The following is a 13,541-nucleotide window of genomic DNA, read 5'->3' as shown; positions in this document are numbered from 1 at the left end:
GTCAGAACTCCTTGCGCAGGCGAACATAAACGGTGTTGGTGGTTTCGTTGCGCCCACCATCGACCAGCGATTTGTCGAACTCGTAACCGAACGAAAGGGCCGCGCTCGGGGTGAGCTGCTGGACGAGGGCCGCCGTGAGCGTGACCTCGTCCTTGTTCGGGCCGTCGCCAAAATCCACGTGCCGCCACGAGCTGCCGAAGCGGAGTTGCGTGCGCTGATTGAGTTCACGCAGCCAGGAGAGATTGGCCCCGTAGCTTTTCTGGTCGTCAGCCGAATCGAAATCCCGTTTCTCGACTATTCCGCCCACGCGGAAGTAGTTCCGGCCGATCTGCGAGTTGACGTTGAGATCGAGATACTGGTCCTGGTACAGTTCCTCGCCGCGGCGGGTGATCGCGTTGTCGGGAAGTATGTCGTCGAGCGCGATCTGGATGTCGTCGGGAGTATCGTTGCGTTCGTCGAACGGGTCGGATTGCTCGATCTCCCGGCGGAAACGATCGAAGCGGGATGACAGGCGATTGACGTAGTTGCTGTTGATGGACAGCTTTGCCGTGGGCTGCCATTCGGCTTTGACGTCGATGTTCGGTTGTTCGAACATCTGTCCGCCCGTGGCCCTGACACGCGTCCGGGGAGTGGGTCGGGCTTCGAAGCCGACCTGCCAGTATGGGCCGGTCTGCGTGTTGTTGTTGAGCGTGTCATCCTTGATCTGGGAATAGCCAATCCCTCCCAGCAGGGCCAATTGATCGTTGATCCTGTAGGACGTATCGAGGGCACCGAGCGTGGCGGTGCTGTGCCGTGCCTCTTCATCCCGGGTGCCATCGTAGTTGGCCTCGTCGCGGAAGCCACGCAGTGTCCAGGACAGCGGGCCGGTCTTGTCGAGGCTTTCGAGGCTGCCCGAATAGGTCGTTGCGGTGACATCGGCCAGCGAGTTGTCGTTCTGGGTCAGTCGCGTCAGTTGATAGCGCGCCTCGACTTCGGCCCAATCGCCCAACTTGCGCTTGATATAGGGACTGATCGAGCCTGAATATTCGTTGACCCGCTTGTCCGTGGTGACGAATTCGCTCACCGAGGTCGGTCCGACATTGTCGATCAATGTGTCGCCGATTTCTCCCTGCAGGTCGAGATAGACAAGGTTGTCGATCAGCTTGGCGCGGGCTCCACCCTTGAACTTGTGGTTCAGATCCGAGTCGTGACGGTGCCGCGCAAAGCCCATGGCTTCAAGTGTGTAATCCATCACGACGTTGAGAAAAGGCTCCTTGCCCTCGATGCGCACGCCGGGTGCCACCTTGCCGACGAGATCGGAATCCTTCTCGCCGTCATCCTCGTCCTCGACATTGTCGACAAAGGCCGAAGCCAGTTCGATATGGGGCACCACAACCCAGCCGGCCAGTGCCACCGGTGCCGCCGCCATCGTCACCCACAGGCCGAGGCCAAGGCCCAGCGGAGCGGTCATGAACAGCCGCCGCCACCATGATGGCTTGCGCGCCGGCTCCTTGTTTGCTGTCTGGTTATATTCCGCATAGTAGTAATAGCTGTAGTTGCGCTGGGCCCGGCCCGCGGTGGCCTTGTTGAGCATCAACTGGACGTCGGTGTGCTCGGCAATGAGCTCGACCGCCTGCTCCACGGCATCCCGGGCAGTGGCGCCCGCCTCGACCACGAACAGCGTCTGCCCGGCCAGCGGGGCTATCGCCAGGGCCTCGCTGGTCGCCAGAACCGGCGGGGCGTCGATGACCACGATCAGGCGCTCGTCGGCACCCAGCAGGGCCTCGATCGCCCGTGCCATGCGGCGACTCGAATAGAGTTCCGGATTGCCGTTGCCGGCTTCGCCCGCGCCGATGAATGTGAGCCTCGGGATATTCGTCTTTTGCAGGATATTGGCCAGAGACACTTTTTGGCCTGCAAGGAATTCCGTCAGTCCCGGACGATCGTTCTCGATACCGAGTGCGAGCTGTGTGCCGCGCATCGTCGTGTCCGCATCGATCAGGACCACCCGCGCATCGCGCTCCTGGGCGAGGCTGAGGGCAAGGTTGATCGAGGTGAAGGTCTTGCCTTCGCCCGGCCGGGCGCTGGTCACCAGAATCACGCGGTCGCGCGCGCCTCTTTCCGAGATCATCGCATGGGTCAGAAGTGGCCGCTTGATGACCCGCATCTCTTCCGCAAGCAGCGAACGGTCGCCGCGGGGGTCGATGAAGCCATGGGCTCGGAGATGGGCGAGGCTGATATGCGCGTCGACGGACGGGCGGGCCTTGCGGCGTGGCGGAGATGATACCGTTTTCGTAGCTTTTCCGCTTTCCCCGCCGGCCTTGCGGGACTTGTTCCCGGACGTCCCGGCCGATTGATTGTGGATCGGTACCAGTTTGTGGACCGTACTCATGCGGACGGCGCCTCCCCTTGCTGGAGCGAAACTTCGCTGCGCAGAGGCTGGATGATCTGCATGCGTTCCGCGAAGATGAGAAAACCGAGAGCGAGGATCAACAGTCCGCAGCCGAGGACGAAGCCGGCGCCGCGGGCCATGCTGGAGACACGGTGCCCGTGCTTGTGAAGGCGGCTGACCGCCCCCAGCACGCGAAGGTCGAAGACCTCGTGCAGGGCCTTGGGGCTGTCGAACGGAGCGTTGATCAGGCCGATGACCAGAGCCAGCGCGCAGCCGATGCCGAACCCGGCCAGCAGCACGCCCGCCAGGAGAAGGGCGCGGTTGGGGCTCGCCGGTGCGGTGGGCAGGCTTGGCGGATCGATGACCCTGAACTCGATCTTCTTGGTCTGGGCATCGAACTCGCCGGCGATCCTCGCCTGGTCGCGCTGCTGCGTGAGCTGCGTGTAGTTGCGCTTGGCCAGTTCCACATCGCTGCTGAGGCGGCGATATTCGGCGTCGGCCCGCGGCGCGACATCGATCTCGCCGTTGAGCTTTTCCGCGGCAAGCTGGGCCTGTTCCAGAGAACTCCTGGCACGCGCGACATTGGCGCCCGCCTGAGCGAGCTGCAGGCGAAGGCGTTCATAGGTCGGATTGTTCGGGCCATCCGCGGTCACGCCCGGATTGTCCTGCAGGTCCTGTTCCAGCCGTTCGATCGCGCGCCGTGTGGCGGTGACGTCGGGATGCTGCGGGGTATACCGGCCCTGAAGGTCGGCAAGGCGGGTGCGCAGCGCCTGCAACTCCGCCGCGCGGCCCGTCGTCAGGGGTTCCCCGTTGGCGCCGATTCGGGCGACCGTTCGCGGGGTCGTCCTGAGCTGTCGCTCCAGCTCGTCGCGTTCGGCCGTGGCCAGCGCCAGATCCCCGCGGAACTTCTGGACCTGCGCCTGGGCTTCCTGCAACCGGCTGTAAAACCGGTCGCTGCCGCCGATATGAGCCGCATTGCGTTCCTGGAAGTCGGTCAGCCTGGATTCCGCGGTATCCAGCTGGGCACGCGCCGTCTCGATCTGCTCGTCGAGGAATTCCGCCGCCTGCTGCATCTGGTCGGCACTGGAGTCCTGCGGCGACTGGCCGAGAACATCAAGCAGCCCGACGACGACTTCCTGGGCACGCCGCGGTTCCCGGTCGGTGTAGCGGATCGAGAAGAAATTGCGTTCGGCGACCTGCACGTCGATGTTCGTGCGGATGTTGTCGGCAAGGGCGCGGGCGGCAGCGCTGTCCAGGGGCGTGCCCTCGGGCAGCACCCCCGAGCTTTCGATGATGCGGTCGATGTTCGTCGCGCTCAGCATGGTCTGCCGCATCAGCGTCAGCCGGGCATCCATGTTGGCCTGGGTATATCCGCTCGGCAGGAACGGCCCGCTGAGGCTCTCGGTGTCGACGTAGAGCCGCGCCTGGCTTTCGAATTTGTCGGGGATCATGCTGACCACGGCCCAGCCGATCAGGCAGATCAGCCAGGCGATGGCCAGAGCCAGCCAGCGTCCCCGCCACACATGGCGGATGAGGCCGACGACCTGTTCGAGGACTTCTTGCATCGGGACGCTCCGTACTGGCTCAGAAGCTCGTCTCGGGGATGATCAGCACATCGCCGGGCAGCAGCTTGGCATTGGCGGAGACGTCGCCATCCTGCAGCAGGTCGTTGAGCCGGACGCGGTAGCGCTCGGTTCCCGTCTTGGTCTTGCGCACCAGCACGGCGGCATTGCCATCCGCGTAGTCGGTCAGCCCCTCGACCGCGATCAGGGCGTCGAGCAGGCTCATGTCGGGCTGATAGGTCAGGCTCTGCGGCTTGGTGGCCTCGCCGATGACCCGGACCTGCTGGTCGAGCGGTCCCTCGTAGTCGGCGACGATGACCGTCACCACCGGGTCCTGAACATAAGTCGATAGTTGACGTTTAATATCATTCGCTAATTGTGGAGGGGTTTTGCCGGCAGCGGCGATCTCGTTGATCAAGGGCATGGAGATGCGACCGTCGGGTCGGACCCGCACCGTCAGCGAAAGGTCGCGGTCCTGCCAGACGAAGACCTGCAGCTTGTCGCCCGGAGCGATGCTGTATTCGCCGGAAACCGCGTCGACATTGGTGGGAGACACGTTCAGCGGCGCTTCGGGCAGGCGTTGACAGCCACTCACGGCCGCGGCGACGGCAAGGGCGACGATCGCGCTGCTCCACCGCAGCCGGCGAAATCGAGAGCATGGTGAAGGGTTCGAGTGCGACGCACTCGTCCGGGCTGCATTCTTCATGATATTGCCGACCTCCGCGAACGCGGCTTGGCGTTCCCAAAAATGGTGTGGTTTGCTAGCCGAAAAAGTGCCATAGGCCGTCGCTCATCTCAAGTTAATCGCCGGAAGTTTCATGGTTAAAAGGCGCACTATAGTGAATGTTTCTCAATGAACAAATCATGCAGGGGTAAAAGGAGTTGTCCGGGGCGAGTGTCGGAAATTTTTACATGTTTAATATTTTGATCATTTCGATTGGATGATGTCGGTTCCAATCTATACTGGAGGTGGCGAGTCGTGTCTGGAGGTCCGGTCGAAACGACGTTAACGGACATTTTACCGGATGCTGCTAGCTTCGTCGTTGGGGTCGATGCGTCCTGTCCGCCGGATCGACCGGTCATTCCCTGCTCGTCGGACGCGGTGAAGGTTCGTTTCCCTTGTCAGCAGTTTTGACAAATCGTGCGCATGTCCGCCGGCCCCGTTCCGGCAGTGTGCTCGTCACCGGTGGAGCCGGTTATATCGGATCGCATGTGGTGCTGGCGCTCGCCGACGCGGGATGGCCCGTGGTCATCCTCGACAATCTGTCCACGGGCCGTCTCGGTCCCGCCCATGCGCGGGCGGCCTTTGTCGAGGGGGAAGTCGACGACCAGCAACTTGTGGCCCGCCTCCTCGACCGGCACGATGTGGTGGCGGTGATCCACATGGCCGGCTCGATCGTGGTGCCCGACAGCGTGCGCGACCCGCTCAGCTACTATGACAACAATACCGTTGCCGCCCACGCGCTGCTCGATGTCTGCGCGCGCCGGGGACTGGATGCCTTCATCTTTTCCAGCACGGCGGCCGTCTATGGCGCTGCACCCAGTCCCATCGCCGAGACCGCCCGTACCGAACCGCTCAATGCCTATGGCGCATCCAAGCTGATGATCGAACGGATTGTCCGCGATGTGGCATACGCCCACGACCTGCCCTTTGCGGTCCTGCGCTATTTCAATGTCGCCGGCGCCGATCCCGGGGGGCGGGCGGGGCAGCTCATCGAAAATGCTACACACCTGCTCAAGGTCGCCTGTGAGGCAGCATTGGGGGAGCGGTCGGGAATTTCCGTCTTCGGTACCGATTATCCGACCCGGGACGGTACGTGCATCCGCGATTTCATCCACGTCTCCGATCTGGCCAGCGCCCATGTCGCCGCCGTCGAGCATCTCGTTCAAGGTGGTTCGAGTTGCACGCTCAACTGCGGTTACGGGCGTGGCTTTTCGGTGCGTGAGGTCCTGGAAGCCGTGCAGCGTCTTTCGGGCAACAGGCTCGATATCCGCGAGGCCCCGCGCCGCCCCGGCGATGCCGCCGAGGTGATCGCCGATGTCACCCGGATCCGGGAAACGCTGGACTGGCAACCGGAATTCGCCCGGCTCGATGACATTGTCACCCATGCGCTCGCCTGGGAACACAAGCGCATATTCGGCCGCTGAGCTGTTCCCTCCGCCTTCGCGAACTGTGTCCGGAGGGCGGACTGCCGCTGTCCCGGGTGATTGATCGTCCGGGCATCATGCGCATTTGATCCGGCTTGCCCTTGCCGGCAGTCATGATCCGGTCCATGGATGGGTGACGCGGCCGCGTACACCGTGCGCCGGATCGAGGGAGGGCGAAACGGCCATGGCTATACCGGGGCAAACGATCGAACAGGCGGCTTTCGAGATCATGTCGCGGGCCGCCATCGACATCCCGCAGGATTATGTCGATGGCATCAGGGCGATGATCAATCTCGAAAAGGGAGACCTGTCGGCCTTCGTCCTCCGTTCGATGGTCGAGAACTGGGAGGCCGCGACCGAGGACCGGCGTCCCATGTGCGCCGATACCGGCCTGCCGCGATACTATGTCAAACTGGGGAACGACGCGTCGGTGGAAGGAGGGTTCGTCGCGCTGGAAAGGGCGCTGCGCCATGCCACGGCGCGGGCGACTCGCGAGGTTCCGTTGCGGCCCAACAGGGTCCATCCGCTGTGGCGCACGGATCATGACAACAATGTCGGCCTCAACGCGCCCGAGGTGGAATGGAGTTTCGAGCCCGATGTCGACTGGCTTGACATCACCACCGTGCACAAGGGCGGACTGTTCGGCACGGATTACCGCATGCTGTTTCCCGGCGACGGAATCGACGGCGTCAGGCGCTTCTTCCTCGACACGCTCGTGGCTTTCGGCAAGCGCGGGCTCGCCTGCCAGCCGGCCATTGTCGGTATCGGCCTCGGTGGCTCGAAGGACACCGCCATGGTGCTGGGCAAGCAGGCCGCCTGCCTGAGGATCGTCGGCGACCGCAACCCCGATCCCGGGATCGCCGCGCTGGAGCTGGAGTTGCGTGACCTCGGCAATTCGATCGGCATGGGAGCCATGGGGTTCATCGGCTCGTCGATGTGTGTCGATGTCCACATCGAAGCGGGTTTCACCCATACGGGCGGCATGCCCATGAGTGTCCACACCTTCTGCCTGTCGTCACGGCGGGCCACCGCGCGCATTCACGCCGACGGGCGTGTCGAGCATCGCACGGACCCGCAATGGTTCACACCCTATCACCGCCGGGAGACGGTAGAATGGCCCGAGGCGCCAACGGCATCAAGCAAGTCCGCCTGAAGGTTCCAGCCGGTCCGGAAGAACTGGCTGCCCTCGAAATCGGCACGGTCGTCTTCCTCGACGGAGTGATCTACACGGGCCGGGAAAGTGTCTACAAGAAGGTGGTCGGCGACGGTCACCCATTGCCCGCGGACCTGGCGGCCATCACCAACGTCAACTTTCACTGTTCCCCGGCGGCTGCACCGGACGGGCAGGGGGGCTTTCGCGTCGGTGCCGTCACCGCCACGGCGTCCTTTCGATTCTCCCAATGGATGAGGCGCTGGTTCGAGATTTCCGGTGCCCGGATGATCATCGGCAAGGGAGGCATGAGCGCTCGCGACTATCGTGAGTTGTTCCAGCCCCTGGGGGCGGTCTACCTGACCACTCTCGGCTACGGGACGGGCGCGTTGCTCGGGCGCGGCATCAAGCGGGTGCGCGACGTCTTCTGGCTCGACGAACTCGGCATCGCCCAGGCGATGTGGGTGCTGGAGGTGGAGAATTTCGGTCCTCTTCTGGTCGACGGCGATGCCCATGGCCATTCGCTGTTCGAGCGGCAGCAGGCGGAAATCAATCCCCGTCTGGCGAAACTCTACGAAGGGCTGAAGCCGCCGGCATTGCATCGTTACGGCGAAACCGACGATCGCAAGGACGAACTCATCTGAGGATGATGTCCGTTCTGGGGTGACAAGGTTCGTTCCGGTCACTTGCGGCGCGGCACACCGGTCCGCGCAAGGCTGTCCCGCAAGTGTCAATTTTCGCGCTTGCAGGGTTTTCCTGCCTCGATCCTGTCATCGCAATGCAGAATATCGGTGATAACTGCTCCATGTCACGGCGGAATTGCCGGGGTTCGGGGAGCGCCGGACTTTGTTGAAATTCCCGTTTCTGTCACATGGTCTGTCTGGCGATTGTCAGCCAATAGGGAATAGTGGCGACAACGTCCATGGCTGCCGATCTTTCCCGCCATTTCACTGGATCATGATTCCGGCTTCGATATTTTCCACGAATGATAAATTCAATGAAGTCGAGTATGTCGAGAAAGGGTGGAGGAATGTCGATCGAGAGTATTATCCGGAACATTCGACGGGCACTTTTCGCATGCTGGTGGCCGATTCCCGCCCTGGTCGCGATCTTCCTTCTGACGGGCATGAGCGCGGGATCCCCAGCGCTCGCCGTTTATGGTCTCAGCTTCTGGCACTATGCGGTCTATGCCCTCGCGTTTGTCCTGCGAGCCGTTCCGGTTGCGACGTTCACATATGATGCATTCTGGCTCAAGGGTATTGCACTGGCCGTCGCGGGAGTGGTCTTCTTCCCCAACGACCCGGGTGCCGTCACCCTTCTGGTGATCATCGCGGGGTTGGGACTGAATATCAGTGCAGCGCTTCGACTCGGCAGCGAGCGGACCTACTACGGATTCGAACTTGGCTCCGTGCCGCCGAAGCGGATCACGGCATTTCCGTACTCGCTCACCGCGCATCCCATGCTGATCGGAAACATGATCGCCTTCGGCGGAACACTCCTGGATTCCGAATTCCGTGCGCTGTGGTGGCCGCTGGCCGTCATCCATGTGGCCTTGAACGGCGCGACCCTGTGGATGGAAGTGCACGGCCGGAAACTCCCCGTGCCGCTCGCGGCCCGATGGTTTGCGGGAGTCGTCGGCCTTTCCGTCATCGTCCTCGTGGCAGCGTTTGCGGACCAACTCCTTGCCGTCATCGCAGGCACCGTCGCCATCATCGTCTTTGCCGCCCTGCTGTTCCGTCGCTATGCGGGCGGTGCCAGATCCGGAGGAACCCCATGACCGATGCGATCGCAACCCGTGCCATTTCGAGTGATCCACGCCCCCTGGGTGGCTACTGCGAACTCATCCGGGTTTGCAAGCAAGCGACCGGGAGGCGGTTGGTCCCTGATGGATGATGGTCTTCGATTGGCACTGGACAGATCGGGTCGATAGGCCGATCTGCAACGGTGTTCCACCCGCAAAGGCCGAATCATGTTGTCATCGCGTCCATTCCTGCGGCGGCCCGAGGTCATCCTTGTCGCCGGCTGTCTCATTGCCCTTGTCAGTTTCGGTGCACGCGCCGGTTTCGGCATCTATCTGGAGCCGATGTCCTCCGCGCATGGCTGGGGGCGCGAAGTGTTCGCCGTGGCCATCGGCATCCAGAACATCATGTGGGGCATCGGCCAGCCCATCGCCGGTGCGCTGGCCGACCGTTTCAGCACCGCAAGGGTGCTGGTCGTTGGTACCCTGATATACATCGCCGGCTTCGTGTTGATGTCGATGAGCGACACGCCGTTGCTGTTGAACCTGTCGGCCGGCCTGCTCATCGGTATCGGCGGGGCGGGAGCGAGTTTCGCCCTGGTGATGGCCGCCGTCGGGCGAATGATGCCGGATGACAAGCGATCGATGGCGCTCGGCATCATCGTCGCCGCCAACTCGCTCGGCCAGTTCCTGCTCGTTCCCCTGGGGCAGGCGTTCATCATGGCCTATGGCTGGTCAGTCGCACTGCTGCTCACGGGCTCCATGCTGCTGCTCGTCATTCCCCTTTCGGCACCTTTTGCCAAATCGGATGAAACGCCGGGCGGGCTTGCGGGACAGACGCTGGGGCAGGCCCTCAAGGAGGCCGCCGGGCACCGCAGCTATGTACTGCTGACCCTGGGCTTCTTCGTCTGCGGCTACCATGTGGCGTTCATCCAGACCCATCTGCCGGCCTTCATCCAGGATCGGGGCGTCCCGGTCTGGGTCGGTGGCTGGGCCATAGCGCTTGTGGGACTGTTCAACATCGTGGGCTCGCTCTCCTCGGGCTGGATCGGTGGCCGCTGGTCGATGAAGAACCTGCTCTGCCTCATCTATCTGAGCCGTGCGGTCGTCATCGCCGTTTATGTGAGCCTGCCGGTGTCGACCGTCTCCACCCTGATCTTCGGTGCGGCGATGGGTCTCCTGTGGCTGTCGACGGTGCCGGCGACCTCCGGGCTGATCGCGGTCATGTTCGGCCCGCGCTACATGGCGACCCTGTTCGGCATCGTCTTCTTCAGCCACCAGGTCGGGGCATTCATCGGCGTCTGGCTGGGCGGCTACCTGTATGACACCATGGGAACGTATAACTATGTCTGGTGGAGCGGCGTGGGACTGGCCGTCCTCGCCGCCGCGATGAACTGGCCCATCGTCGAAAAACCGGTGCAGCGGAGAGTGACGCAGCCGGCCTGAGGGGGGGGCGGGGAAGGAAGGCCGCCTTCAGGGTGCTCCTGTCCTGATGCGAGCCGCGATCCACGCGGACACGAACAGCAGGCCGGCGGCGCTGAGCGAGGGCAGGGTATAGGCCGCAGCGCCGCCGAGGCCGCTGTGCTCGGCCATCCATCCGGCCACGGCCGGACCGGTCATCTGCCCCAGCCCGAATCCGGCGGTGACGAAGGCAATGGCGCGTGTGCGGGCATCCGGCTGCATCTGCCGCACGGCAACCAGTCCCAGGGCGGTGATACCCATCAGGGTCCCGCCCAGCAGGAGGGCTGCGATGGCCAGCCCGATCAGGCCCTGGAACAGTCCTCCCGCCATCACTCCCGCGGCCAGTGTCAGTGTCGAGCGGACATAGGCCGGCATCACCCCGATCCGTTTGGCCATTGCAGTCCAGAAGGCAACAGACGGGAGGGCGGTGACGCCGACGATGAACCAGATCGTCATCTGCGTCGCATGTACCAGTTCAGCCTCCCGGGCGATGGTGACCATGAAGGTGGCGGTGATGACATAGCCATAGCCGAACAGGGCATAGGCCAGTGTCAGCATCAGGATCGGGCGGTCGAGTCGCAGGGATGTCCCCGATTGACGGCCCGGCACATGCGGTTCGTACCGGCCCAGCAGAAACCAGGCGACGACACCGAACGCGGCGGCCACCAGGCCGCCATCGCGCCAGAGCTGCCACCATTCCGCACCGCGGGCGGTTTCCACACCGACGAGAATGGCACTCGCCGCGATTCCCGCGCCGACACCGGCAAAATGCATGGCCGCGAGGCCCGGTCGCCCGGCCTGTGCGAGTTTCTCGACGACGATACCCGACGCGATGACAAGGGCAAGGGCGCTCAGGACACCGGCGATCAGCCGCATGGCTGCGAGCCACGGCAGGTTGCCGTCCAGGCCCATCAGCGCCGTGGAGGCGGCACTGCCGGCGACCGATCCCCAAAGGACGGCGGATCGGCGACTGTCGACGAGCGGGGAAGCGCCGATGAGGGCACCCGCGAGATAGCCGGCATAGTTGGCCGCCGCAACGAGACCGGCATCCGATGGCGACAATCCCAGCTCGGTCATCATCGCGGGCAGAAGCGGAGTGAGCAGGAAGCGGCCGATACCGATGGCCAATGCCATCACCAGGCAGCCGCCCAAAGCGATTTTCCACGATGCGGACGAGGTCAGGGGCTGCTCGGCATGGGGCATGTCATTGATTCCGGTTCCCTGGCGGGGCTACATAACGCGTTCAGACGAGGGAATAGAAAGCCATGAATCACAAGCCCGCAAGTGACACCTTCGGCGAACTCGATCCGAGTCCGCGCCTGCTCATGGGGCCGGGGCCGGTGGATGTCTATCCACGGGTGCTGCGGGTCATGTCCACGCCGATGCTGGGGCAGTTCGATCCCGAATTCACCCGGCACATGAATGAGGTCATGGCCCTCTACCGGCAGGTTTTCGTTACCAACAACCATTGGTCGATCCTGATCGATGGTACCGCCCGGTCGGGCATCGAATGCTGCATGACCTCGATGATCGAGCCCGGACAGAAGGTGCTGGTGCCGATCATGGGTCGCTTCGGCCATCTGCTTGCCGAGATCGCGGAGCGTTGCGGTGCCGAGGTGGTGTCGATCGGGACCGAGTGGGGCCGGGTGTTCGACCCTGACGAGATTGGCGCCGCCATCAGGCAGCATCGCCCGCACATGGTCGCCACGGTGCAGGGCGATACCTCGACCACCATGTGCCAGCCGCTCGACCGGCTGGGGAAGATCTGTCGCGAACACGACGTCCTGCTCTATGTCGATGCCACCGCGAGCATTGCCGGGAACAGGTTGCTCACGGACGAGTGGATGCTCGATGCCGTGTCGGCGGGGTTGCAGAAGTGTCTTTCCGGCCCGCCGGGAATTTCCCCGATTACATTCAACGAGCGGGTGGCGAAGGTCGTCAACGGCCGGAAGCACATCGAAGGCGGAATACGTCCCGATGATTTCGTTGCCGCGCGTGGCCCGGTCATACGCTCCAACTATTTCGACCTCGCCATGCTCATGGATTACTGGGGTCCGAAGCGGCTCAACCACCACACCGAGGCCACGACCATGCTGTGGGCGGCGCGCGAATGTGCGCGGGTGGTGCTGGAGGAAGGGCTGGACAATGGCATAGCCCGCCACGAACTGACATCGAGGGCGCTGCGTGCCGGGCTCGAAGCCATGGGACTGAAGCTGTTCGGCGATCCCGCCTATCGCATGGCCAATGTCACGGGTGTCTGGATTCCGGAGGCGGTCATCGGTGAGGCCGACGCGATCCGCAGCGAGATGCTGCTCGATTTCGGTATCGAGATCGGCACGTCGTTCGGCCCGCTGCATGGCAGGATCTGGCGAATTGGCACCATGGGACATGTCTGCCGCAAGGCGAATGTCATGCGCTGTCTGGCTTCGCTGGGCATGGTCCTGGCCCGCCACGGATGCAGGGTCGATCCGAAGGCCGGTATCGATGCCGCCTACGAAGCCTACGCCGCGACCTGATCAGTCGTTGCCGATGTTCGAGTAATAGCCGCCGCTGTAGCGGCGGTATTCCCGTGCTGCGCCCGACCGGATTATGAGGGCCGCGACATCGGAGCCGTTGCCGCGCCGGCAGCGTCCGACGATCCGCCTGTAGCGGTCATGGTCCATGACGGTGCAGGCAAGCTCGCCGTCCGCGACGATCTGCCGGAGCTGATGCGTGGCGGCAGAGCCGCCCCTGCGGTTCCACTCGGGTGCATCCAGCCCCCAGAGACGGATCTGCGGCTCGATATCCTGCAAGTAGAGACTGTCGCCATCAGCCACCCGTCGCACGCGACCATGGATCACGCTGCCAATCGCCGGCAGTCCATCGCCCGCTGTCATCCGGTGGCGCTTGTCGATGGTCTCCGACCAGCCGGCATGATCTCCCCATGACCGGACGATGTCGCGCATGACCTGCAATCGCGACGGGTCGATGCCGATCAGTATGGTGACAATGATAGCCGCGGCCATGGACCACGGGATGTTTCGGACGGAACGCCGTCGATGTTGCCGAATAAACAAATAGTACCTCAAGGAGAAGTTCAACTTTACGTATCATTTGACACTATATGGTTAA

General features: G+C 63.3%; 11 protein-coding genes. 6 read left to right on the top strand and 5 right to left on the bottom strand.

Annotated features, from left to right (window positions below):
- Position 1 precedes the first annotated feature (1 nt).
- Genes H6851_00885 through H6851_00875 form a run of 3 tightly spaced genes read right to left on the bottom strand, consistent with a single transcriptional unit; the run spans position 2 to position 4,639 of the window.
- The gene (locus H6851_00885) at positions 2-2,371 is read right to left on the bottom strand and encodes a TIGR03016 family PEP-CTERM system-associated outer membrane protein (GenBank protein MCB9942163.1); all 2,370 of its coding nucleotides are present in this window, start codon (positions 2,369-2,371) and stop codon (positions 2-4) included.
- Positions 2,368-3,936, bottom strand: coding sequence for a hypothetical protein (locus H6851_00880; GenBank protein MCB9942162.1), 1,569 nt, complete (start codon positions 3,934-3,936; stop codon positions 2,368-2,370). Before H6851_00880 ends, H6851_00885 begins: the two co-directional genes overlap by 4 nt.
- 19 nt (positions 3,937-3,955) lie before the next feature.
- The gene (locus H6851_00875) at positions 3,956-4,639 is read right to left on the bottom strand and encodes a polysaccharide biosynthesis/export family protein (protein MCB9942161.1); all 684 of its coding nucleotides are present in this window, start codon (positions 4,637-4,639) and stop codon (positions 3,956-3,958) included.
- A 425-nt stretch (positions 4,640-5,064) separates the two neighbouring features.
- Between H6851_00875 and galE the strand changes: the two genes are divergently transcribed.
- The 5 genes from galE (at position 5,065) to H6851_00850 (ending at position 10,415) form a co-directional block, all read left to right on the top strand.
- Positions 5,065-6,081 carry a UDP-glucose 4-epimerase GalE gene (galE, locus tag H6851_00870; GenBank protein ID MCB9942160.1) on the top strand — a complete coding sequence of 339 codons (1,017 nt, stop codon included), beginning with the start codon at positions 5,065-5,067 and terminating at the stop codon, positions 6,079-6,081.
- Positions 6,082-6,265: 184 nt separating this feature from the next.
- Complete coding sequence (locus H6851_00865; protein MCB9942159.1) at positions 6,266-7,234, top strand: fumarate hydratase; 969 nt, start codon at positions 6,266-6,268, stop codon at positions 7,232-7,234.
- Positions 7,195-7,875, top strand: coding sequence for a fumarate hydratase C-terminal domain-containing protein (locus H6851_00860; protein ID MCB9942158.1), 681 nt, complete (start codon positions 7,195-7,197; stop codon positions 7,873-7,875). The genes H6851_00865 and H6851_00860 overlap by 40 nt, the downstream gene beginning before the upstream one ends.
- 353 nt (positions 7,876-8,228) lie before the next feature.
- On the top strand, positions 8,229-9,008 hold the full coding sequence (locus H6851_00855; protein MCB9942157.1) for a hypothetical protein: 780 nt from the start codon (positions 8,229-8,231) through the stop codon (positions 9,006-9,008).
- Between the two features lie 192 nt (positions 9,009-9,200).
- Positions 9,201-10,415, top strand: a complete 1,215-nt coding sequence (locus tag H6851_00850) for an MFS transporter (protein MCB9942156.1) — start codon at positions 9,201-9,203, stop codon at positions 10,413-10,415.
- A gap of 27 nt (positions 10,416-10,442) precedes the next feature.
- On the opposite strand, the gene H6851_00845 is transcribed toward H6851_00850, so the two are convergent.
- Positions 10,443-11,633: a YbfB/YjiJ family MFS transporter gene (locus tag H6851_00845; GenBank protein ID MCB9942155.1), complete on the bottom strand. Its 1,191-nt coding sequence runs from the start codon at positions 11,631-11,633 to the stop codon at positions 10,443-10,445.
- Between the two features lie 62 nt (positions 11,634-11,695).
- On the opposite strand from H6851_00845, the gene H6851_00840 reads away from it, so the two are divergent.
- Positions 11,696-12,946 (top strand): alanine--glyoxylate aminotransferase family protein, encoded by a 1,251-nt coding sequence (locus tag H6851_00840; protein ID MCB9942154.1) that lies wholly within the window; start codon positions 11,696-11,698, stop codon positions 12,944-12,946.
- On the opposite strand, the gene H6851_00835 is transcribed toward H6851_00840, so the two are convergent.
- On the bottom strand, positions 12,947-13,435 hold the full coding sequence (locus tag H6851_00835; protein ID MCB9942153.1) for a thermonuclease family protein: 489 nt from the start codon (positions 13,433-13,435) through the stop codon (positions 12,947-12,949).
- Between the last annotated feature and the right edge of the window lie 106 nt (positions 13,436-13,541).

It is taken from the genome of Geminicoccaceae bacterium (genome assembly GCA_020638465.1).
In the GTDB taxonomy this organism is placed as follows: Bacteria; Pseudomonadota; Alphaproteobacteria; order Geminicoccales; family Geminicoccaceae; genus JAGREO01.
The sequence above is the reverse complement of the archived record's forward strand: the minus strand, read 5'-3'. Positions and strand labels throughout refer to the sequence as shown.

What these genes read in the sequence shown, in the direction of transcription:
- H6851_00845 (MCB9942155.1), bottom strand. Translation starts at nt 11,633, where the DNA reads ATGCCCCATGCCGAGCAGCCCCTGACCTCGTCCGCATCGTGGAAAATC.
- H6851_00835 (MCB9942153.1), bottom strand. Translation starts at nt 13,435, where the DNA reads ATGGCCGCGGCTATCATTGTCACCATACTGATCGGCATCGACCCGTCG.
- H6851_00860 (MCB9942158.1), top strand. Translation starts at nt 7,195, where the DNA reads ATGGCCCGAGGCGCCAACGGCATCAAGCAAGTCCGCCTGAAGGTTCCA.
- H6851_00840 (MCB9942154.1), top strand. Translation starts at nt 11,696, where the DNA reads ATGAATCACAAGCCCGCAAGTGACACCTTCGGCGAACTCGATCCGAGT.
- H6851_00855 (MCB9942157.1), top strand. Translation starts at nt 8,229, where the DNA reads ATGAAGTCGAGTATGTCGAGAAAGGGTGGAGGAATGTCGATCGAGAGT.
- H6851_00875 (MCB9942161.1), bottom strand. Translation starts at nt 4,639, where the DNA reads ATGAAGAATGCAGCCCGGACGAGTGCGTCGCACTCGAACCCTTCACCA.
- H6851_00885 (MCB9942163.1), bottom strand. Translation starts at nt 2,371, where the DNA reads ATGAGTACGGTCCACAAACTGGTACCGATCCACAATCAATCGGCCGGG.
- H6851_00880 (MCB9942162.1), bottom strand. Translation starts at nt 3,936, where the DNA reads ATGCAAGAAGTCCTCGAACAGGTCGTCGGCCTCATCCGCCATGTGTGG.
- H6851_00865 (MCB9942159.1), top strand. Translation starts at nt 6,266, where the DNA reads ATGGCTATACCGGGGCAAACGATCGAACAGGCGGCTTTCGAGATCATG.
- H6851_00850 (MCB9942156.1), top strand. Translation starts at nt 9,201, where the DNA reads ATGTTGTCATCGCGTCCATTCCTGCGGCGGCCCGAGGTCATCCTTGTC.